At 66.8% G+C, this 20,982-nt stretch carries 22 protein-coding genes; 14 read left to right on the top strand and 8 right to left on the bottom strand.

Annotation, left to right across the window (positions count from 1 at the left end):
- Positions 1-117: 117 nt before the first annotated feature.
- From CCA01S_RS07585 to CCA01S_RS07545, 9 genes are all read left to right on the top strand, one after another.
- Positions 118-396 carry an exodeoxyribonuclease VII small subunit gene (locus tag CCA01S_RS07585; RefSeq protein WP_066456409.1) on the top strand — a complete coding sequence of 93 codons (279 nt, stop codon included), beginning with the start codon at positions 118-120 and terminating at the stop codon, positions 394-396.
- Positions 393-1,313, top strand: coding sequence for a polyprenyl synthetase family protein (locus CCA01S_RS07580; RefSeq protein WP_066456402.1), 921 nt, complete (start codon positions 393-395; stop codon positions 1,311-1,313). Before CCA01S_RS07585 ends, CCA01S_RS07580 begins: the two co-directional genes overlap by 4 nt.
- A 31-nt stretch (positions 1,314-1,344) precedes the next feature.
- Positions 1,345-3,207 carry a 1-deoxy-D-xylulose-5-phosphate synthase gene (dxs, locus tag CCA01S_RS07575; protein ID WP_103035816.1) on the top strand — a complete coding sequence of 621 codons (1,863 nt, stop codon included), beginning with the start codon at positions 1,345-1,347 and terminating at the stop codon, positions 3,205-3,207.
- Positions 3,204-4,007, top strand: coding sequence for a GTP cyclohydrolase FolE2 (gene folE2 / locus CCA01S_RS07570; protein WP_066456399.1), 804 nt, complete (start codon positions 3,204-3,206; stop codon positions 4,005-4,007). The genes dxs and folE2 overlap by 4 nt, the downstream gene beginning before the upstream one ends.
- 165 nt (positions 4,008-4,172) lie before the next feature.
- The gene (gene rpsF, locus CCA01S_RS07565) at positions 4,173-4,538 is read left to right on the top strand and encodes a 30S ribosomal protein S6 (RefSeq protein ID WP_066456396.1); all 366 of its coding nucleotides are present in this window, start codon (positions 4,173-4,175) and stop codon (positions 4,536-4,538) included.
- A 20-nt stretch (positions 4,539-4,558) separates the two neighbouring features.
- Positions 4,559-4,852 carry a primosomal replication protein N gene (gene priB, locus CCA01S_RS07560; RefSeq protein WP_066456394.1) on the top strand — a complete coding sequence of 98 codons (294 nt, stop codon included), beginning with the start codon at positions 4,559-4,561 and terminating at the stop codon, positions 4,850-4,852.
- Between the two features lie 44 nt (positions 4,853-4,896).
- A complete protein-coding gene (gene rpsR, locus CCA01S_RS07555; protein ID WP_066456389.1) occupies positions 4,897-5,169 on the top strand; it encodes a 30S ribosomal protein S18 in 273 nt (90 codons plus the stop codon).
- Positions 5,170-5,185: 16 nt separating this feature from the next.
- Positions 5,186-5,641, top strand: coding sequence for a 50S ribosomal protein L9 (gene rplI, locus CCA01S_RS07550; RefSeq protein WP_066456387.1), 456 nt, complete (start codon positions 5,186-5,188; stop codon positions 5,639-5,641).
- 100 nt (positions 5,642-5,741) lie between these two features.
- Positions 5,742-7,115 carry a replicative DNA helicase gene (locus CCA01S_RS07545; RefSeq protein WP_066456383.1) on the top strand — a complete coding sequence of 458 codons (1,374 nt, stop codon included), beginning with the start codon at positions 5,742-5,744 and terminating at the stop codon, positions 7,113-7,115.
- Positions 7,116-7,207: 92 nt separating this feature from the next.
- Here CCA01S_RS07545 and pdxA read toward each other — a convergent pair whose 3' ends face one another.
- From pdxA to CCA01S_RS07525, 4 genes are all read right to left on the bottom strand, one after another.
- Positions 7,208-8,215 (bottom strand): 4-hydroxythreonine-4-phosphate dehydrogenase PdxA, encoded by a 1,008-nt coding sequence (pdxA, locus tag CCA01S_RS07540; protein ID WP_066456382.1) that lies wholly within the window; start codon positions 8,213-8,215, stop codon positions 7,208-7,210.
- Positions 8,196-9,962, bottom strand: a complete 1,767-nt coding sequence (locus tag CCA01S_RS07535) for a PhoH family protein (RefSeq protein WP_439951502.1) — start codon at positions 9,960-9,962, stop codon at positions 8,196-8,198. Before CCA01S_RS07535 ends, pdxA begins: the two co-directional genes overlap by 20 nt.
- Positions 9,963-10,223: 261 nt before the next feature.
- Positions 10,224-10,694, bottom strand: coding sequence for a peroxiredoxin (locus CCA01S_RS07530; protein ID WP_066456378.1), 471 nt, complete (start codon positions 10,692-10,694; stop codon positions 10,224-10,226).
- A complete protein-coding gene (locus tag CCA01S_RS07525) occupies positions 10,691-11,137 on the bottom strand; it encodes an Mth938-like domain-containing protein (RefSeq protein WP_066456375.1) in 447 nt (148 codons plus the stop codon). The genes CCA01S_RS07530 and CCA01S_RS07525 overlap by 4 nt, the downstream gene beginning before the upstream one ends.
- A 178-nt stretch (positions 11,138-11,315) precedes the next feature.
- On the opposite strand from CCA01S_RS07525, the gene alaC reads away from it, so the two are divergent.
- The 3 genes from alaC to thrC are packed head-to-tail and all read left to right on the top strand — an operon-like array spanning position 11,316 to position 15,201.
- Entirely contained in the window at positions 11,316-12,503 is a 1,188-nt protein-coding gene (gene alaC / locus CCA01S_RS07520) for an alanine transaminase (protein WP_066456372.1), read from the top strand.
- Positions 12,500-13,804 (top strand): homoserine dehydrogenase, encoded by a 1,305-nt coding sequence (locus tag CCA01S_RS07515; protein ID WP_066456368.1) that lies wholly within the window; start codon positions 12,500-12,502, stop codon positions 13,802-13,804. Before alaC ends, CCA01S_RS07515 begins: the two co-directional genes overlap by 4 nt.
- Positions 13,801-15,201, top strand: coding sequence for a threonine synthase (gene thrC / locus CCA01S_RS07510; protein WP_066456363.1), 1,401 nt, complete (start codon positions 13,801-13,803; stop codon positions 15,199-15,201). The genes CCA01S_RS07515 and thrC overlap by 4 nt, the downstream gene beginning before the upstream one ends.
- Before the next feature lie 9 nt (positions 15,202-15,210).
- On the opposite strand, the gene CCA01S_RS07505 is transcribed toward thrC, so the two are convergent.
- On the bottom strand, positions 15,211-15,654 hold the full coding sequence (locus tag CCA01S_RS07505) for an Lrp/AsnC family transcriptional regulator (RefSeq protein WP_373278667.1): 444 nt from the start codon (positions 15,652-15,654) through the stop codon (positions 15,211-15,213).
- 122 nt (positions 15,655-15,776) lie between these two features.
- Here CCA01S_RS07505 and ocd point away from each other — a divergent pair, with 122 nt between their 5' ends.
- Both ocd and rocF read left to right on the top strand, forming a co-directional pair.
- Positions 15,777-16,859 (top strand): ornithine cyclodeaminase, encoded by a 1,083-nt coding sequence (gene ocd / locus CCA01S_RS07500; RefSeq protein WP_066456361.1) that lies wholly within the window; start codon positions 15,777-15,779, stop codon positions 16,857-16,859.
- Positions 16,860-16,883: 24 nt separating this feature from the next.
- Positions 16,884-17,807 carry an arginase gene (gene rocF / locus CCA01S_RS07495; protein WP_066456357.1) on the top strand — a complete coding sequence of 308 codons (924 nt, stop codon included), beginning with the start codon at positions 16,884-16,886 and terminating at the stop codon, positions 17,805-17,807.
- A 37-nt stretch (positions 17,808-17,844) separates the two neighbouring features.
- On the opposite strand, the gene hpnE is transcribed toward rocF, so the two are convergent.
- From hpnE to hpnC, 3 genes are read right to left on the bottom strand one after another with little or no spacing between them, the layout of a single operon-like run.
- On the bottom strand, positions 17,845-19,167 hold the full coding sequence (gene hpnE, locus CCA01S_RS07490) for a hydroxysqualene dehydroxylase HpnE (RefSeq protein WP_066456354.1): 1,323 nt from the start codon (positions 19,165-19,167) through the stop codon (positions 17,845-17,847).
- Positions 19,164-20,027 carry a presqualene diphosphate synthase HpnD gene (hpnD, locus tag CCA01S_RS07485; protein WP_066456351.1) on the bottom strand — a complete coding sequence of 288 codons (864 nt, stop codon included), beginning with the start codon at positions 20,025-20,027 and terminating at the stop codon, positions 19,164-19,166. Before hpnD ends, hpnE begins: the two co-directional genes overlap by 4 nt.
- The gene (hpnC, locus tag CCA01S_RS07480) at positions 20,017-20,904 is read right to left on the bottom strand and encodes a squalene synthase HpnC (RefSeq protein ID WP_066456345.1); all 888 of its coding nucleotides are present in this window, start codon (positions 20,902-20,904) and stop codon (positions 20,017-20,019) included. Before hpnC ends, hpnD begins: the two co-directional genes overlap by 11 nt.
- Between the last annotated feature and the right edge of the window lie 78 nt (positions 20,905-20,982).

The raw sequence follows: 20,982 nt of genomic DNA, 5'->3' as shown, positions 1-20,982 counted from the left end.
TGCTTGGTTACCGGGGGCCAAAATTGTACCCCACCCGCCTCGCTGCCCAGAAAGCGATTTCGCCCCCCGCCGGGGTTCTCGTACAATCCAGTCTGGAACGCAAACACGAAGCCCTTCATGGTCAAGGATCAAACTTCATCGCAGGCGTCGGCCGCGACTGCGGAACCCGCAGTGCCAGCCGACTTTGAAACCGCGCTCGCCGAGCTCGAAGCGCTGGCGGCGCGCATGAGCGACGGCAGCCTGGGGCTGGACGAATCCATCGCCCTCTATCAGCGCGGGGTGGCGCTGGCGCGCGTGTGTCAGCAGCGCCTGGAAGCCGCTGAGCAGCAGGTGCAGGTCTTGCAGGGGCAACTGCTCGAACCCTACGACGACACCGCCTCGCGAGACGCCTCATGAGCCCGGTTCAGGGAAACTTCGAGCAGTGGCTGGCGGTCACGGTCGAACACACGGCCGAAGTGCTGGACGAGCTGCTGCCGCCCATCGAAGCCGATGGGCCCGCCCGCCTGCACGAGGCCATGCGCTATGCCGTGTTGGGGCCGGGCAAGCGCATCCGCGCCGCGCTGGTGCAGGCCGCCGGCGAAGCCAGCCAGGTGCCCGGTGCCGCCAACGCGGCCCAGGGGCTGGCGCTCGATGGCGCCGCGGCGGCCGTCGAGCTCATCCACGCCTATTCGCTCATCCATGACGATCTCCCCTGCATGGACGACGATGACTTGCGCCGTGGCCGACCCACGGTGCACCGGCAGTTCGATAACGAGGCGCTGGCCATGCTGGCGGGCGACGCCCTGCAGCCGCTGGCCTTCGACTGCCTGGTGCAGATGCCCATCGCCCCCGCGCTGGTGGTGCAGGCCGTGCAGCTGCTGGCGCGCGCCGCGGGCAGCGACGGCATGGTGGGCGGGCAGGCCATCGATTGCGCCAGCGTCGGCCAGGCGCTGCCCATCGAGCGCCTGCAGCAGATGCATCGCATGAAAACCGGCGCCCTGCTCGAAGCCAGCGTGCTGCTGGGCGGGGTCGTGGCCGGGGCCAGTTCCACCGTGCGCACCGGGCTCGAATCCTACGCCTCGGCCATGGGGCTCGCGTTCCAGGTCGTGGACGACATCCTCGACGTCACGGCCGATTCAGCCACGCTGGGCAAGACGGCGGGCAAGGATGCCGCCCAGGGCAAGCCCACGTACGTATCCATTCTCGGCCTCGAAGGGTCGCGCGAACTGCTGCTGGGGCTGCGCGAGCAGGCCCAGGCGGCGCTGCTGCCGCTGGGGCCTTCGGGCGGGCGCCTGCGCGAGCTGGCCGATTACATCATTGGCCGCTCGCACTGAAGGCGCTTGCCGGGCCACCATGACAGAAGACATCATGACAACGCTATTGGAAGGAATCGATTCGCCTGCGGATCTGCGCCGCCTGGATCGCCGTCAGCTCAAAGACCTTGCCGTCGAACTGCGCGGCTTCGTGCTCGATTCGGTGGCGCGCACGGGCGGCCATCTGTCCTCCAACCTGGGGACGGTCGAACTCACCCTGGCGCTGCACTATGTATTCAATACGCCCGATGACCGGCTGGTCTGGGACGTCGGCCACCAGGCCTACGCGCACAAGATTCTCACCGGGCGGCGCGCGGCCATGACCGGCCTGCGGCAGATGGGCGGGATTTCCGGCTTTCCGAAGCGCAGCGAATCGCCTTACGACGCCTTTGGCACGGCGCATTCCTCCACCTCGATTTCCGCGGCGCTGGGCATGGCCGTGGCCGCGCGCAACGCAGGCATCAACCGTCAGCACATTGCCGTGATCGGCGATGGCGCCATGACGGCGGGCATGGCCTTCGAGGCGCTCAACAACGCTGGCGTCACGCCGGACGTCAACCTGCTGGTGGTGCTCAACGACAACGACATGTCGATTTCCCCGCCGGTGGGGGCGCTCAACTACTATTTCGCGCGCCTGCTGTCGGGGCAGTTCTACGCGCGCGCCAAGATGATGGGGCGTGCCGTGTTGCAGCACGTACCGCCCGCCCTGGCGCTGGCGCGCAAGCTCGAAGGGCACGCCAAGGGCATGCTCTCGCCCGCCACCCTGTTCGAAGAATTGGGCTTCAACTACATGGGGCCCATCGACGGCCACGACCTCGATGCCCTGATCCCTACCTTCGAAAACCTGCGCTCCTTGAGCGGCCTGCAGTTCTTGCACGTCGTCACCCGCAAGGGGCAGGGCTACAAGCTGGCCGAGGCCGACCCCGTGCTCTACCACGGGCCGGGCAAGTTCGACCCCTCGGTGGGCATTCAGAAACCGGCTCAGCCCGCGCGCAAGACCTTCACCCAGGTCTTTGGCCAGTGGCTGTGCGACATGGGCGCTGCCGACGAGCGGCTGGTGGGGGTCACGCCGGCCATGCGCGAGGGCAGCGGCCTGGTGTCGTTCGAAAAACGGTTTCCCCAGCGCTACTTCGATGTCGGCATTGCCGAGCAGCATGCGGTCACCTTTGCCGCCGGCCTGGCGTGCGAGGGCTGCAAGCCGGTCGTCGCCATTTATTCCACCTTTTTGCAGCGCGGCTACGACCAGTTCATCCACGACGTGGCGCTGCAGAACCTCGACGTCACCTTCGCGCTCGACCGCGCGGGCATCGTGGGTGCCGATGGCGCCACCCACGCGGGCAATTACGACATTGCTTATCTGCGCTGCGTGCCCAACATGGTGGTGGCCACGCCTTCCGACGAACACGAGGCGCGCTTGCTGCTCAGCACCTGCTACCGGCACCCCGGGCCGGCCTCGGTGCGCTACCCGCGCGGAGCGGGCTGCGGGGCCGAGCCCGGTGACAGCCTGGAGACCGTCGAGATCGGCCGGGCCGTCGTGCGCCGCGCAGGGCAGGGGGTGGCCATTCTGGTGTTTGGCACCTTGCTGCCCGCAGCCACCGAGGCGGCCGAGGCGCTGGACGCGACCCTGGTCGATATGCGTTTCGTCAAGCCGCTGGACGAGGCCCTGCTGCGCGAACTGGCTGCCAGTCACGCGCTGTTCGTCACCCTCGAAGAGGCTGCCATCATGGGCGGGGCGGGCAGCGCCGTGCTCGAATATTTCAATCGGGAGGCGATCGTGCGCCCGGTTCTGCAGCTGGGGCTGCCGGACGAATTCATCGATCATGGGGACCAGAAGGTCATCCTGGCCGGTCTCGGTCTGGATGCCCGAGGGATCGAGGCGTCGATACGCCAGCGTTTGCAAAGGACAGATTCATGAACACCGTGCTCGACCCGGTGGCGGTTGCCATGCCGGATGTGCAAAGCAGTGCCGATACCCGGCACATCGCCATCCAGCGTGTAGGCGTGCGTGGCGTGCGCCACCCCTTGCTGGTGGCGGCGGAACAGCCGCAGGCGACCATTGCCCAGTGGGAAATGACCGTCGCGCTGCCCGCCGAAGAAAAGGGCACGCACATGTCGCGCTTCATCGCGCTGCTCGAGGCCCATCGGGCCGAACCCATGACGCCCGTGGCGCTGTCGCTCATGGCGCACGAGATGCTCGACCAGCTGCAGGCCGATGCGGGCGACTTGAGCGTTAATTTTCCGTATTTCATCGAAAAGGCGGCACCGGTTTCAGGCGTGCGCAGCCTGCTCGATTACCAGGTGCGCTGGGCCGTCCAGGCGCGCCGTGGCCAGCCCTCGCAGTTCTCGCTCGAGGTGCTGGTGCCCGTCACCAGCCTGTGCCCGTGCTCCAAGGCCATCTCCGAGTACGGCGCGCACAACCAGCGCTCGCACGTCACCGTGCGCCTGGCCTGCGCCGCCGATCAGGCGCCGACGCTCGATGTGCTGGTGCCGCGCATCGAGGCCCAGGCCTCGTCCGAGCTCTGGGGCCTGCTCAAGCGGGCCGATGAAAAATTCGTCACTGAGCGCGCCTACGAGAATCCCAAGTTCGTCGAAGACCTCGTGCGCGACGTGGCCGTCATGCTCCGGCAGCTGCCCGGCGTCGCGTCGTACGAGGTCGAGGCCGAGAATTTCGAGTCCATCCACAACCACTCGGCCTACGCCGTGGTGCGCGGTTGAGCGCGCCACATCCCGGCACCAGGGGATAGCCCATTGCTTTCATTCCTGTGCTAGAATGCTGGGTTACTTGCCCGATCGTTCCTGTCGTTTTTTCTGCGCAAGCAGGGTCAACGCAGTGCCGACGGGCTGTCTGTCAACATCGCAGATATCCACAAGGAGTCATTCATGCGCCACTACGAAGTAGTGTTCATCGTGCACCCCGATCAAAGCGAGCAAGTGCCCGCCATGATCGAGCGCTATTCGGCCATGGTCACGACCAACGGCGGTCAAATCCACCGTGTCGAAGACTGGGGCCGCCGCCAGCTGGCCTACCCCATCCAGAAGCTCGTCAAGGCCCACTACGTGTGCTTCAACATCGAATGCGGCCAGACCGCGGTCGATGAGCTCGAGCATTCCTTCCGCTACAACGACGCCATTTTGCGTCACCTCTTCATCAAGACCAAGCACGCGCACACCGAGCCTTCCGTCATGATGAAATCGGTCGAGCGCGAAGAAGCCCGCAAGGCGTCCGCCGAAACCACGAATTCCTGATCAGGGCGCTGGCACGATCCGTGAATCGCGTCGAACTGCTGGCCCGCTTGGCACAAGCCGAGCCTCTGCGCCACACGCCTGCCGGCCTGCCGGTATTGCGCATGCAGCTCGAACACGAATCCGAGGTGCTTGAAGCCGGCCTGCCACGCGCAGTGACGCTCAGCCTGAAAGCCGTTGCCCTGGGCGAACTCGCCGTCACCCTGGCACGTGTCCAGGCCAACAGTGAAATCCAGGTCGTCGGTTTTCTCGCGCCGCAGCGCCAAGGCTCGGATCGGCTGGTATTGCACATCCAGCAGCTCGTGTCGGCACATTGAATGAAATACCGGGCCCGGCCCGGAACCAGACAAAGGTAAACATCATGGCTTACTTCAAAAAGTCGAAAGAAAAACGCAAGTTCGGACAGCAGAACCCGCTGTTCAAGCGCCGCAAGTTCTGCCGCTTCACCGTGGCCAAGGTCGAAGAGATCGATTACAAAGACCTCGACACCCTGCGCGATTTCATCCAGGAAAACGGCAAGATCATCCCCGCCCGCCTGACCGGCACCAAGGCGCACTACCAGCGCCAGCTGGATACCGCCATCAAGCGTGCCCGCTTCCTGGCGCTGTTGCCGTACACCGACAACCACAACTAAGCCGAGGATATCCGTCATGCAAGTCATTCTGCTTGAAAAAGTCGTCAACCTCGGCAACCTGGGTGACGTGGTTCGCGTGCGCGATGGTTACGCCCGCAACTACCTGATTCCGCAAAAGATTGCCCGCCGCGCCACCGACGCCGCGCTCAAAGAATTCGAAGCCCGCCGCGCCGAGCTCGAAAAACTGCAGGCCGAGAAGCTGGCCGCTGCGCAGGCCATGTCCGAGAAGTTGCACGGCTACGCCTTCGTCATCAGCCAGAAGGCTGGTGTCGATGGCCGCCTGTTCGGCTCGGTCACCAACATGGACGTGGCTGCCGCACTGGTCAAGGCCGGTTTCGACGGCGTGCACAAGGGTCAGGTGCGCATGCCCGACGGCGCCATCAAGGCCGTGGGCGAGTTCCCCCTGCAGGTTGCCCTGCACGCGGACGTGGTCGCCGACATCACCCTCACCGTTCAGGGCGAGATGGCGTAATCGCGTCAACGACCGTGCTACATTCCTTCTGACAGGAATGGCGGGGTAAAAAAAGGCCGGCATCACGCCGGCCTTTTGCATTGAAACAAAGGATTGCAAGGTGGAAATCGAAACCGATGCTCAACTGGATTATCTGCGGGTGCCGCCGCATTCCATCGAGGCCGAGCAATCGGTGCTCGGTGGCCTGCTGCTGGACAACGCGGCCTTCGATCGCGTGGCCGATGTCCTGACCGAAGATGATTTCTATCGTTTCGATCACCGCCTGATCTGGCAGCACATCACGCGCCTGGTGGGCCTGGCGCGCCCGGCCGACGTCATCACGGTGCACGAGGCGCTCACCACGGCGGGCAAGGCCGACGAGTGCGGCGGGCTGCCCTATCTCAACGCCCTGGCGCACAACACGCCGTCGGCAGCCAATATCCGCCGCTACGCCGAGATCGTGCGCGAGCGCTCGATGCTGCGCAAGCTGGTGACCATCGCCGACGAGATTTCCTCGGCGGCCTTCAATCCCCAGGGCAAAGAGGCCCGGCAGATTCTCGACGAAGCCGAAACCCGCGTGTTCCAGATCGCGCAAGAAGGCGCGCGGGGCATGGCCGGTTTCCAGGAAATCCGCCCGCTGCTGGCGCAGGTGGTCGAGCGTATCGACGAGCTCTACCACCGCGAGGGCGATTCCGACGTCACCGGCGTGCCCACCGGTTTCAACGACCTCGACCGCATGACCTCCGGCCTGCAGCCGGGCGACCTGGTCATCGTGGCAGGGCGCCCGTCCATGGGCAAGACCTCGTTTTCCATGAACATCGGCGAGCACGTGGCCATCGAGCAGGGCCTGCCCGTGGCGGTGTTCTCCATGGAAATGGGCGCCGTGCAGCTGGCCATGCGCATGATCGGCTCGGTGGGCATGCTCGACCAGCACCGCATGCGCACCGGCAAGCTCAACCAGGACGACTGGCCGCGCCTGACCCACGCGGTGCAGAAGGTCGAGCAGGCGCAAATCTACATCGACGAGACCCCGGCGCTCACCTCGATGGAGGTGCGCGCCCGGGCACGCCGCCTGGCGCGCCAGTGCGGCCAGCTGGGCCTGATCATCATCGACTACATGCAGCTCATGTCGGCCAATGGCTCGGGTGAGAACCGGGCGACCGAAATCTCGGAAATCAGCCGTTCCCTGAAGGGGTTGGCCAAAGAGCTGAACTGCCCGCTGATTGCGCTGTCGCAGCTCAACCGCAGCCTTGAACAGCGCCCCAACAAGCGCCCAGTGATGAGCGACCTGCGCGAATCGGGCGCCATCGAACAAGACGCCGACCTCATCATCTTCATCTACCGCGACGAGGTCTACAACCCCGATTCGCCCGACAAGGGCACCGCCGAGATCATCATCGGCAAGCAGCGTAACGGCCCGATCGGCACCGTGCGGCTGACCTTCCAGGGTTCGAGCACGCGTTTTCTCAATTTTTCGACGACACCGGGGTTTTAGTCCCCCGTTCAATCAGGCCGCCCCCGTACCGCAGCCAGATGGCTGTCAAGTACGGGCATCGGCCCAGGCGGCCGCCAGGGGGGGGGGGCGGTTCAGGCCGTCATGCGCAGGGCCATGCGCATGGCCGCCCGCAGCGAGGCTGGATCGGCCATGCCTTTGCCCGCGATGTCAAAGGCCGTGCCGTGATCGACGCTGGTACGCACGAAAGGCAGGCCCACCGTCACGTTGACCCCTTCGTCCAGCCCCAGATATTTCACCGGGATCAGGCCCTGGTCGTGGTATTGCGCCACGACGATGTCGAATTCGCCCTGGCGCGCGCGCATGAACACGGTGTCGCCTGGCCAGGGGCCCGAGGCGTCGATGCCCTGGGCGCGGGCCTGGTCGATGGCCGGGCGGATGCAGCGGGCTTCTTCGTCGCCAAAGGCACCGCCTTCTCCGGCGTGCGGGTTCAGGCCGGCCACGGCCACGCGCGGCGCGGCGATGCCGCACTGGCGGCCAGCCAGATGCGCCAGGCGAATGGCCCTGAGTTCGGCGGCCTGGTCGATGGCGGCGGGCACCTCGGCCAGGGCCATGTGGATGGTGACCAGCAGCACGCGCAGTTCGTCGTTGGCCAGCATCATGGCGTAGTCGCGGGTGTGCGTGCGTTCGGCCAGGATTTCGGTGTGCCCGGGGTAGTGTGCCCCGCCCGCATGCAGGGCGCCCTTGTGCAGCGGGGCCGTGACCAGCGCCCGTACCCGGCCCGCCTGTGCGTCGTCGATGGCCTGGCACAGGTATTCATAGGCGCCGCGTCCAGCCAGCGCGTTTTCGTGTCCGAAAGGCAGGTCGGCGGGCAGCGCCTGCCAGCGGTTGAGTACGCCGATGACGCCGCTCGTGGAGCCCGTGCCGGGCGCATCGAGCGCCCGCACCCGCAGTTGCTGGTCGAGCCCCAGCAGCTGGCAGGCCCGGCGCAGCATGCCCGCGTCGCCGTACACCACGGCGGGGTGGGGCAGGCCCTGGGCAAAGAGTCGGGCGATGAGTTCGGGGCCAATGCCTGCCGCGTCGCCCATCGTGAAGGCCAGGGGCAGGGTGCGGCGCCCGGTGTCAGAGAGCGTCGCTTGCATAATCCGCCAGCCGTGAACGTTCGCCGCGCTGCAGGGTGATGTGCCCCGCGTGCGGCCAGCCCTTGAAGCGGTCCACCACGTAGGTGAGCCCCGAGCTGCCCTCGGTGAGGTAGGGGGTGTCGATCTGCGAGATGTTGCCCAGGCAGACGATCTTGGTGCCGGGGCCCGCCCGGGTGATGAGCGTCTTCATCTGCTTGGGCGTCAGGTTTTGCGCCTCGTCGATGATGAGAAACTTGTTGAGGAAGGTGCGCCCGCGCATGAAGTTCAGCGACTTGACCTTGATGCGCGAACGGATGAGATCCATGGCCGGGGATTTGCTCCAGTCTTGCCCGTTGCCGTTGTTGCTGGTGCTGACCGTGTTGCCCGAGCCCTGGTGCAGCACTTCGAGGTTGTCTTCCAGCGCCCCCATCCAGGGCAGCATCTTTTCTTCTTCGGTGCCGGGCAGAAAGCCGATGTCGTCGCCCACGGGCACGGTGGCGCGCGTGATGATGATCTCGGTATAGCGCTTGGTCTCGAAGGTTTGCGCCAGGCCACTGGCCAGGGTGAGCAGAGTCTTGCCCGTGCCCGCCTGCCCCAGCAGAGAGACGAAATCGATTTCGGGGTTCATCAGCAGGTTGAGCGCGAAATTTTGTTCGCGGTTGCGCGCGGTGATGCCCCAGACGCTGTTCTTGCTGTGGCTGAAGTCGCGCAGCGTGGCCAGCACCGCGCTCTTGCCGGTGGCTTCGCGCACTTGGGCGGCCAGCGGCATGTCGCCGTCGTAGTAGACAAATTCGTTGACGATGAACTGGCCGCACAGGGGGCCGCGCACCCGATACCAGGTCAGGCCGTTTTGCTGCCAGGATTCGATGTCCTTGCCGTGCTTCACCCAGAAGTTGTCGGGCAGCGGCATGGCGCCGTCGTAGAGCAGGTCGGAGTCGTCGAGGACGTGATCGCTGAGGTAGTCTTCGGCGGGCAGGTTCAGGGCACGCGCCTTCAGGCGCATGTTGATGTCCTTGGACACCAGGATGATCTCGCGCCCGGGGGATTCCTGGCGCAGCCCGTGCACGATGCTGAGGATGACGTTGTCCGCCTTGCCGATGGGGAGTTCGACAGGCAGGTGCGCGTTGGTGGCGCGGGTCTGGAAGTGCAGCGCCCCCAGGGCATCGCTGTGCCCCAGGCCGTCGAGCGGCACGCCCTTGCTGATGTCGGCGGTGGCGATCAGCTCGTCGAGGTAGCGGCTGACCTGGCGTGCGTTGCGCGCCACTTCGGACATGCCTTTTTTCTGATGATCCAGCTCTTCGAGCACGATCATGGGCAGGAAGACGTCGTGCTCGGCGAAACGGAACAGCGAGGTGGGGTCGTGCAGCAGCACATTGGTATCGAGCACGAACAGCTTGCGCTGCGCGGCGGGCAGCCGCCGGGTGCGCGCCTTGGCCTTGCCGGCCGCCGTGGACGCGGCCTGCCGGGTAGCGGGCTGGGGGGCTTCCGCCTTGTCGGCTTCGGGCTTTTTGGCACGCGCCTGGGCGCTGGCGGCGGGTTTGGCGTCCGCCGTGGCGGCCGGGCGGGCTGGCGCCAGGCTCGCGGCGGGGGCGGCAGCGGCGGGCGTGGTGCGTGCGGCAGGCGCGGCGGCGGGCGCTGCTGCTTGCGGCACGGCGGCTGGCGCCGGTGCCGGTTGTGCTTGTGCCGGTGCCGGTGCCGGGGGCGTCAGTGCCGCCGGTGCCGACTTTGTACTGGCCTTGGCCGCTGGCGCGGCGGCCGACGGTGCCATCCGCGATGCGCTGGCTGCCGGGGCGGCCTGGCCGTCGGCCTGGATGGGCCTGGCCGGGTGCGCGGCGCTGAGCAGAGCGGCCAGCGGGCGGGCGGGCTTGCGTGTGGTCGCCCTGGCCTTGGGCGCCGCCGTGGGGGTGTCGGCGGGCAGAGGGACCGCCGGGCGGGCTTGCGCGGTGGTGCTGGCATCGACGGTGTCGCCCAGACGGGTGGGCGGTTTGGGAAGCGGCATTGAGGCTCCAGGCGAATTGAGGCGGCCGGGTCAGGCGGCCAGGTTGCGGGCGGCTTGCAGGACTTCTTCGGCGTGACCGGGGACGCGTACCCCGCGCCATTCTTGCACCAGCACGCCCTGGCGGTCGATGAGGAAGGTGCTGCGCTCGATGCCGCGCACCTGTTTGCCGTACATGTTTTTCAGCTTCATGACGCCGAACAGTTCGCACAGGGCTTCGTCGGGGTCGGAAATGAGTGCGAAGGGCAGGCACTGCTTGTCGCTGAAGCCGTCGTGGGATTTGAGCGAGTCTCTGGAGATGCCGTAGATCTGGCAGTCGATCGCCTGAAACTGCGTGTGCAGGTCGCGAAAATTTTGCGCTTCGGTGGTGCAGCCCGGCGTGTTGTCCTTGGGATAAAAGTACAGCACGAAAGGTTTGCCGCGCAGGGCTTGGGTGCTGAAGTCGCCCTGGGTGGACGGGGCGCTGAGGGCGGGCAGCGGGTGGCCGGTGGTGATGGGATTCATGCGTGGGGTTCTCCGGGTAGCAGCAGGGCCAGGACGTGTCGTTCTTCGGACATCAGGATGTTGTAGGTGCGGGCCGCCGCCTGGGTGGTCATGGTTTCGACGCCGATACCCAGTTGCAGCAGGGGCCGGATGACATCGGGGGGCAGAAACGTTTGACGCGTGCCCGTGCCGATGATGACGACCTCGGGGGCGTCGTCGGGGCGGGCAGGCAGGGTTTCGTCCAGAAAGGCCAGCGGGTCTTGCGCGCCCGCGTCCAGGCCGACCAGGGCCTTGAGCACGGCGGCGTCGATGTCCGCGACGGTGCGCAGTTCGAGTTCGCGGATGGGGCCTTCGGGGCCGAAACAGATGGCGGTTTCAAAGCGCACCTGGTTGATTTCCAGGTGGCTGTCTCCGTAGGCCGTGACGGTGTTGAGGCTGGGGTTGAAGTCTTTTTGCAATAGCACGGAAAGCTCCTGAGTTCCTGTGATGATAGCGCAGCTGTGTGACGGCAAACGGCGTGCTGCCCATGGTGCCCCATCGGCCTGATTTGCGGGCGGCAGGCGCATGCGCTAGATTATCGGATTTGCTGCACTGCACCGACCAGCGTGCAGGTTCTTCGTTTCTGCCCAGCCAAGGAACACCATGACTTCTTTCCCGCGCATTGAACGCTTGCCCCCCTATGTATTCAACATTACCGGGGAGCTCAAGATGGCCGCTCGGCGCCGGGGCGAAGACATCATCGACATGTCCATGGGCAACCCCGACGGCCCCACACCCAAGCACATCGTCGACAAACTGGTCGAGGTCGCGCAGCGCGAAAACACGCACGGCTATTCGGTGTCCAAGGGCATCCCGCGCCTGCGCCGGGCCATCACCGGCTGGTACGAGCGGCGCTACGGCGTGCAGTTCGACCCGGACAGCGAAGCCATCGTCACCATCGGCTCCAAAGAAGGCCTGGCGCACCTGATGCTGGCCACGCTCGACCGGGGCGACACCGTGCTGGTGCCCAATCCCAGCTATCCCATCCACATCTATGGCGCCGTCATCGCCGGGGCCAATATCCGCTCGGTGCCCATGACGCCGGGGCTCGATTTCTTCGAAGAGATCGAACGCGCGGTGCGCGAAACCATCCCCCGGCCCAAGATGATGATCCTGGGCTTTCCCAGCAACCCGACGGCGCAGTGCGTCGATCTGTCGTTCTTCGAGCGTGTCGTCGCGCTGGCCAAAGAGCACCACATCCTCGTGGTGCACGACCTGGCCTACGCCGACATCACCTTCGACGGCTATGTGGCGCCGTCCATCATGCAGGTGCCCGGCGCGCGCGAAGTCGCGGTCGAGTTCTTCACCATGAGCAAAAGCTACAACATGGCGGGCTGGCGCATCGGCTTCATGGTGGGCAACCGCGAACTGGTGCACGCGCTCGCGCGCATCAAAAGCTACCACGACTATGGCACTTTCACGCCCATCCAGGTGGCGGCCATCGCCGCGCTTGAAGGGCCGCAGGATTGCGTCAGCGAAGTCGTCGCGCAGTATCAGCGGCGCCGCGACGTGCTGGCCAAGGGGCTGCAAGAGGCGGGTTGGCCGGTTGACGTGCCCAAGGCCTCCATGTACATCTGGGCGCGCATCCCCGAACCCTACCGGGCGCTGGGCTCGCTCGAATTCTCCAAGCGCTTGCTGGCCGACGCCAAAGTGGCCGTGTCGCCCGGCATCGGCTTTGGCGAATACGGCGACGAATACGTGCGTTTCGCCCTCATCGAAAACGAGCAGCGCACCCGTCAGGCCGTGCGCGGCATCAAGGACATGTTTCGCAAGGACGGGCTGCTGAAATGAAACCCATACGCGTCGGTTTGCTGGGGCTGGGTGTCGTCGGCAGCGGGGTCTGGACGGTGCTTGCGCAAAATGGCGGCGAAATCGCCCGCCGCGCGGGGCGTCGCATCGAAGTCGCCGCCGTGGCGGTGCGCAACGTGGCCAAGGCCCGCGCCCTGGTCGGGGCGGACGTGCGCGTCGTGACCGACGGCATGGCGCTGGCGCACGACCCGGACATCGACATCGTGGTCGAACTCATGGGCGGCGACACGCTGGCGCGCGAGTGCATGCTGGCCGCCATCGCCAATGGCAAGCATATCGTCACGGCCAACAAGGCCCTGCTTGCCCTGCATGGCAATGAAATCTTCGCCGCGGCGCAAAGGCGGGGCGTGATGGTAGCCTTCGAGGCCGCCGTGGCGGGCGGCATCCCCATCATCAAGGCCATCCGCGAGGGGCTGACGGCCAACCGCATTCAGTGGGTGGCGGGCATCATCAACGGCACCACCAATTTCATTTTGTCGGAAATGCGCCAGCGCGGCCTGCCCTTCGAGACCGTGCTGGCCGAAGCGCAGCAGCTGGGCTATGCCGAGGCCGACCCCACCTTCGACATCGAAGGCGTGGACGCGGCCCACAAGCTCACGCTGCTGGCCTCGCTGGCCTTCGGCGTGCCGGTGCAGTTCGACAAGGCCACCACCGAAGGCATCTCGCACCTGGCCTCTGAAGATATCGTGCACGCCGAGCGCCTGGGCTACCGCATCAAGCTCCTGGGCATCACGCGTCACCGCCCCGAAGGCATCGAGCTGCGCGTGCACCCTACGCTCATCCCCGCCGACTGCCTGCTGGCCAACGTCGAAGGCGCCATGAACGCCGTGCTGGTGCGTGGTGACGCCGTGGGGCTGTCGATGTATTACGGCCAGGGGGCGGGTTCCCTGCCCACGGCCTCGGCGGTGGTGGCCGATCTCGTGGACGTGGCCCGCCTGCAGGCGGCCGACCCCGAACATCGGGTGCCGCACCTGGCCTTCCAGCCCGAGTCCGTGGTGGATATTCCCATCCTGCCCATGAGCGAGGTACGCTCCAGCTACTACCTGCGCCTGCGTGTGGATGACCGCCCTGGCGTGCTGGCCGATCTGGCGCGCATTCTGTCGCAGTCGCAGATTTCGGTGGGCTCGATGTTTCAGCAGCCGCATGGCGAGCATCAGGCCGACATCATTTTCCTCACGCACGAAGCGCGCGAGGGCGACGTGGATACCGCCTTGCAGGCCATGCAGGCGCTGTCGTTTGTACGTTCGGGCGTCACCCGCCTGCGCGTGGAGAGTCTCAATTGAAGTATCGCTCGACCCGGGGCGGCATGGCCCCCTTGCCCTTTTGCGACATCCTGCTCGAAGGCCTGGCGCCCGACGGCGGCCTGAGCCTGCCCGAAACCCTGCCGCAACTCGATGCCGATACCCTGGAATCGTGGCGCGGCCTGTCGTACGCCGACCTGGCCGCGCAGGTGCTGGGCTTGTTCATCGACGACATCCCGGCGGACGACTTGCTGCGCATGACGCGCGCGGCCTACGCCCCCGATGTCTTTCCGCAGATTGCGCCAGTCAAACCATTGCGCCCCGGTCTTGCGCTGCTGGGCCTGTCCGAAGGCCCCACGCTGGCCTTCAAGGACATGGCCATGCAGTTTCTTGGCCAGGTCTTCGAATACGTGCTCGATCAGCGCGGCCAGACGCTCAATATTCTGGGCGCCACCTCGGGCGATACCGGCTCGGCGGCGGAATACGCCTTGCGCGGCAAACGCGGTGTGGCGGTCTTCATGCTTTCGCCGCAAGGCCGCATGAGCGCCTTCCAGCGCGCGCAAATGTATTCGCTGCAAGACGCCAACATCCACAACATTGCCGTGCGCGGCGTGTTCGACGAATGCCAGGATATCGTCAAGGCCCTGGCGGGCGACCTCGACTTCAAGAGCACCCATCACCTGGGCGCGGTCAATTCCATCAACTGGGCGCGCATCGCCGCCCAGATCGTCTATTACGTCTGGGGCTGGCTGCGAGCCACGCAGGGACCAGGGCAGCAGGTTTCGTTTGCCGTGCCGTCGGGCAATTTCGGCAACATCCTCGCGGGGCACCTGGCGCGGCGGATGGGCGTGCCCATCCATCGCCTGGTGCTCGCCACCAACGAAAACAACGTGCTCGAAGAGTTCTTCCGCACGGGGGTCTATCGCCCGCGCCCGGCCAGCCAGACCTACGCCACCTCCAGCCCGTCGATGGACATCTCCCGCGCGTCCAACTTCGAGCGCTTCGTCTTCGACCTCGTCGGCCAGGATGCCGCCCGCGTGCGCGCGCTCATGGCCGAGCTGCAACAAACCGGGCAGTTCGACCTGTCGGCGCTCAAGCCGCAGTTCACCGAACGCTACGGTTTCGTGGCGGGCGCCAGCTCGCACGCTGATCGCCTGACCACCATCCGGGCCATCCACGACGAGACCGGCGTGCTCATCGACCCGCACACCGCCGACGGCGTGAAGGTAGCCCAGGCGCACCTCGAGCCGGGCATCCCCATGCTGGTGCTCGAAACGGCGCTGCCGGCCAAGTTCGCCGAGACCATCCTCGAAGCCACCGGACAGGCGCCCGCCGTGCCCGCCGCCTTGCAGGATTTGCAGCAGCGTCCGCAGCGCGTCGAGACCATGGATTGCGACGCGCGCCAGGTGGCCGATTACCTGCATCGGCACGCGCTGTAAACGCCCGGGTCAGGCCAGCCGGTACGTCTGCAGGTGCAGACTGGTTTCCGACTGGCTGATGCCGCGGATGAGGCGGATGCGTTCGAGTACCTGCGAGAGTTCTTGCAGGTCGGCCACGCGCAGTTCGGCCAGCAAATCCCAGCGGCCATTGGTGTCGTGCAGGGCGGCCACGCCCGGTTCGCCCAGCAGGCTGGCGATCACCGCCCGCGCCTCGTTGCCTTCCACGGCGATGCCCATCCAGGCACGGATGGTCTGGGGCTCGACGTCGGGCCGCAGGCGCACGGTATAGCCCACGATCAGCCCGGCGTCTTCCAGCCGGTGCATTCTTTGCGTCACGGTGCCGCGCGCCACCCCCAGCCGCTTGGCCAGGGTGGCGACGCTGGCGCGTGCATTGGCGCGCAGCAGGCGGATGAGCGCCTGGTCAGTGGAATCGATACGAAGGTTGTTGCTCATAGTGCGTCCTGTATGCAAGCATTTTGTCATTTTTATAGCAGAATACGTGCATTGTTGACGATATACATTGACGCGCGCTTCGGTCACACTGGTCATACACCAAGATTCCACAGGAGACCGCCATGCAATCGTCTTTCACCGCCCGGCCCCGTACGCTTTTTCTGGACACGCACGACGTGGCGCGCCTGCTGGGCGTGATGGGGCTGCCCGAGGCCTTTCGTGCGCTCGTCGGCCGGCTGAAGGCCGATTACCTGCGCTGGCCCGAGTTCGACAAAGAAGCCCGCATCGCCGCCTATTCCGAGCAGGGCACGATCGAACTCATGCCCATCACGGATGGCACGTCTTATACCTTCAAGTGCGTCAACGGCCATCCCGGCAATGGCGCCTACGGCCTGCCCACCGTCATGGCCATGGGGGCCTTGCTGGATTGCGACACGGGCATGATCCGCATGATGAGCGAACTCACGCTCACCACGGCCTTGCGCACGGCGGCCACCTCGGTCATGGCGGCGCAAGCCCTGGCACGGCCCGACAGCCGCTCGATGGCGGTGATCGGCAATGGCGCGCAAAGCGATTTCCAGTGCATCGCCTTTCATGCGCTGCTGGGCATCGACGAGCTGCGCCTGTACGACATCGACCCCCAGGCCAGCGTGCGCCTGCAGCGCAACCTGCAAGCCAGCGAGCTGGGCGGCAAACCACTGCAAATCCGCATTTGTGATTCTGTTGCCGAGGCCGTGCGCGGCGCGGATATCGTCACCACCGTCACCGCCTATCAGGGGCAGGAACAGGTGCTCACCGCCGACCTCATCGAACCGGGCATGCACCTCAACGCGGTGGGGGGCGACTGCCCGGGCAAGACCGAGCTCGAACCCAAAATTCTCGAACAGGCCAGCGTGTTTGTCGAGTTTTCGCCGCAAACGCGCCACGAAGGCGAGATCCAGCAAATGGCTGCTGATTTCCCCATCACCGAGCTGTGGCAGGTGCTGGCCGGGCAAGTGGCAGGGCGTCGCAGCGACGCGGAAATTACCTTGTTCGATTCGGTCGGCTTTGCGCTCGAAGACTACTGCGCCTTGCACTTCATCCAGGCGGCTGCTACACAGTACGGTGTGGGCCGGTGGGTGGATGTCACGCCGGGCCAGGAAGACCCGCGCGACCTCTACGGCTGGCTGCTTGCGCACGAGCATGCCGAGCCCGCGCTGGCTTGAGATACCGGACGCAAGGAACCTGATGTGGCCAACACTGTTGCATTGATTGGTGCCCCGACGGATATAGGGGCTGGCTCTCGCGGGGCTTCGATGGGCCCGCAAGCCCTGCGGGTGGCGGGCATCGTACGCGCGCTCGAGCGTCAAGGCTGCCAGGTGATCGACACCGGAGACCTTTCCGGGCCGCCCAACCCCTGGTTGCCAGCGGTGCATGGCTACCGGCATTTGCCCGAAGTCGTGCAATGGAACCAGCAGGTCTATCGGGCGGTGTCAGAACAGCTGCAGGCGGGTCGTCTCACCATGTTGCTGGGGGGGGATCACTGCCTGGGGATGGGGTCGGTGGGCGCGGTGGCGCGGCATTGCCGACGCGAAGGTCGGCCCCTGCGGGTCTTCTGGCTGGATGCCCATACTGATTTCAACACCGCGCAGCTGACGCCCAGCGGCAATGTGCATGGCATGCCCGTGGCCTGCCTGTGCGGCTTTGGCCCGCGTGAACTCACCGAACTGGGCGGCGCGGGGCCCGCCTTGCGGCCCGACGAGTTGCGCATGGTGGGCATCCGCAGCGTCGATGCGGGCGAACGCCAGTTCGTGCACGAACAGGGGCTCGACATCTACGACATGCGCACGATCGACGAGCGCGGCATGCGCGCCGTCATGGAAGCCGCCCTCGACAGCCTGCCCGAACGGGCGCACATCCACGTCAGCTTCGACGTCGATTTCCTCGATCCCGATTACGCGCCCGGTGTGGGCACCACGGTGCGCGGCGGCCCCACGTGGCGCGAGGCGCAGCTGTGCATGGAAATGCTGGCCGACACCGGCCTGGTGGGCTCGGTGGACATCGTCGAACTCAACCCGGCGCTCGACGTGCGCAACGGCACGGCCAAGGTGGCGGTCGAACTCATCGAAAGCCTGTTCGGCAAATCCACGCTCGTGCGTCGGCGGCCTGCCTGAGCCCGGGCGGCGCCTGCTCCGGAGGTGCGGCCCGGGCTCAGGCAGGCGCGGCCAGCGCCAGGGCGGCGGCGCCTTGTCCGCTGCGTACGGCGCCTTCCAGCACGGCGGGATAGCCCGTATCCGTCCAGTCACCCGCCAGCAGCAGGCCCGCCCAGGGCGTGCGCGTCTGGGGGCGGGCCAGGCCTGGGGTCAACAAGAAAGTAGCCCTTTTTTCCGTCACCAATGCCTGCGCGTCGATGGCGGGCAACGGGCGTCGGGCCTGGGCGCGCAGCTGGGCCACGGTGCCTTCGATGACGGCCTGCGCATCGCAGTTGGCATAGCGCTCGGCGCCGCTGATGACCACGTGCGCCAGATGCTGTTCGGGGCCTGGGGCCGCGCTGACGCTGCGGTCGAAACACCACTGCCCCCAGGCATTGCGCGCGGGGTCGTCCCACAGCAGGCTCATGGCCTGGCCCGAGTGCCAGGGGGCGCGCAGGCGCAGCGTCACGGTGCCGATGGCGGCGTATTGCCAGGCGGGCCAGCGGTTCAAATAGCCGTTTGCGCCGGGCAGGGACGCCAGCAGGCGCTGCGCTTCGTATGCCGGCACGGCCAGGATCACCTGGTCGTAGCGTTCGCCGTCCACGCGCCAGGCCCCCGGCGCGCCATCGCTCCGGGCATGCCGTTCTTGTTCAATGCACTGCACACGTTGGCGGCGCAGCCGTGCGCCCAGCTGCGCGCAGACCTGGGCGGGCCACAGCGCGTGCAGACGTGTGCGCGGGATGTACAGGTGGCTGTCTGGTGCGCGGGCGCCCAGGCTGTCGCGCAGCACGCGGGCGAAGATGCGTGCGTCGGCCTGCGCGATGGGCGTGTTGCAGGCGGCCAGGCACAGCGGGGCCCACAGGGAGGACAGCAGCGTGGGCGGACAGTCCAACGCGCACAGCCAATCTTGTACCGTCTCGTGCGCGGCGATGCGTTCCGGGTTCAGGGCGCGCATCACGCGCCCCAGGTGGCGCCGCCCGCGCCAGCCGTCCAACCCATGGCTGCCCAGCAGCACCCCCAGCCGGTGGGCGGGGGCGGGCAGGGGCCAGAAGTTCAGGCGCAGCGCGCGGTCGGCCGAGGCCAGCCGCAGCGGCTGCACGTGGCAGGCGTGCGCGGGGTCGATGCCCAGCGTGCGCATGAGATCCAGCGTGGCGTGGTAGGCGCCCAGCAGAACGTGCTGGCCGTTGTCCAGCGGCACGCCCAGGGTTGGGTGTTCGATGGGCCGCGCGCGTCCGCCAGGCTGGGCGGCGGCCTCGTAGACGTGCACCTGGCGGCCCGCCCGCAGCAGCGCGTGGGCCGCCGCCAGCCCGGCCCAGCCAGCGCCGACGACCGCAATGCTCATGCCGCCAGGCGGCGCACCAGGCTGTGGCCGCCGCCCACCCAGACCTTCCAGGCCAGCCAGAACTTGCGGATCGGGGTGAGGGCGATGCGTTGGTCGAGCACGTGCCAGCCGTCGCGCTCGATCTCGTCGAGCAGGGTGGCGTAGATGGCGGCCATCATGAGGCCGGGGCGCTGGGCGCGCCGGTCGGCCTCGGGCAGCAGGCGCATGGCGTCGCGGTAGAGCGTGCGGGCGCGCTGGGTCTGCTGACGCATCAGGGCCTGGAAGTTGTCGCTGTAGCGGCTGTCCAGCACGTCGTCGATGCTGACGCCGTGGTGTCGCATGTCGTCTTCGGGCAGGTAGATGCGCCCACGCCGCGCGTCGTCGCCCACGTCGCGGATGATGTTGGTCATCTGGAAGGCCAGGCCCAGGGTCTCGGCGTATTCGAGGGTCTTGGGGTCGGTGTAGCCGAAGATGCTGGCCGACAGGTCGCCCACCACGCCCGCCGCGCGCCAGCAGTACTGGCGCAGCGCGTCCCAGTCGGGGTAGCGGAACTGATCCAGATCCATTTCCATGCCTTCGATCACCGCGTACAGCGGCTCGGCGCGCAGGCCGAAGGGCTGGATGTGCTGGGCCAGGGCGATGGCCACCGGGTGATCGGGGGTGCCGTGGAACATTTGATCCACCTGGCCGCGCCACCAGGCGAGCTTCATGCGCGCGACCGAGGCCTCGCTGACCTCGTCCACGATGTCGTCCACTTCGCGGCAGAAGGCGTAGAGCGCGGTGATGGCGCGGCGCCGGGCGGGCGGCAGGAACAGAAAAGAGTAGTAAAAGCTCGAACCGCTTTGAGCGGCCTTGCGCTGGCAGTATTCGTCAGGAGTCATGATGGCTGGGAGAGGCGGGCGCGGCAGGGGCCGGGCCGATTGCGCGCCAGCATAGCAGGAAGCGGTCGCGCGGGCCCAGGATGGGGCGGTTGGCGTAAGGGTTGTAGCCGCCGGCGGCCAGCTTGTCGAGAATGCGCAGCCCGCCGTGCACCACCAGCCGTAGCTCGAAGCCGATGCGCCCGGGCAGGCGCCAGGCCAGCGGGCTGCCGGTGAGCAGCAGATGGCGGGCCTGCCCGGCCTGCTCGCGCAGGATGGCCTGCCAGGCCGCGGGTACGGTCTGCGGGGCCTGGGCGCACAGGTCGCCCAGGGACTGCAGCGTCTGCTCGTGGCGGGCCAGGCAGTCCAGCGGGATATAGCAGCGACCCTTGGCCTGGTCGATGGCCACGTCCTGGCAGAAATTGACCCGTTGCAGGCCCGAGCAGATGGCGTCGGACTGCGCCAGGTCTTGCGCGCCGGTGGCGCCAAAGAGGTGCAGCATCAGGCGTCCGACCGGGTTGGCCGAGCGCTGGCAGTAGTCCATCAGGGCGGCTTCGTCCGGGTAATAGGGCGTGTCCAGATCCTGGATGAAGGCCGACAGCAGGTCGAGCAGAGGCTGGATTGGCAGGTGGTGCGCGGCGATGATCCGCGCCAGGCGCGTGAACACCAGCTGGTGTCCGGGCGCCAGCGTGGCCGGGACGTCGCGCTGGCAGCCGATGTCCTGGAGGGCGGCGCGCCAGGCTTGCAGGACGGCCCGCCGCTGCGCGGGCGGGGCGTCGCCTTCGTCGGCCAGGTCGTCGGCGCCACGGGCAAAAGCGTACAGGGCGCGCACGGCGGGGCGCAGCCGCGCGGGCAGCACGATTGAGGCGACGGGGAAGTTCTCGTAGTGATCAACGGCCATGATGAGGCAGTATACTGGGGAGCTTTCCGGCCACGACGGGTGGCGCCATCGTGCTGGCTTATCGCAACGGACATCAGG

The organism is Castellaniella caeni NBRC 101664 (genome assembly GCF_001592225.1).
Taxonomy (GTDB): Bacteria; Pseudomonadota; Gammaproteobacteria; order Burkholderiales; family Burkholderiaceae_B; genus Castellaniella; species Castellaniella caeni.
Note: the sequence above shows the minus strand (reverse complement) of the source record. Positions and strands in the feature narration are given on the sequence as shown.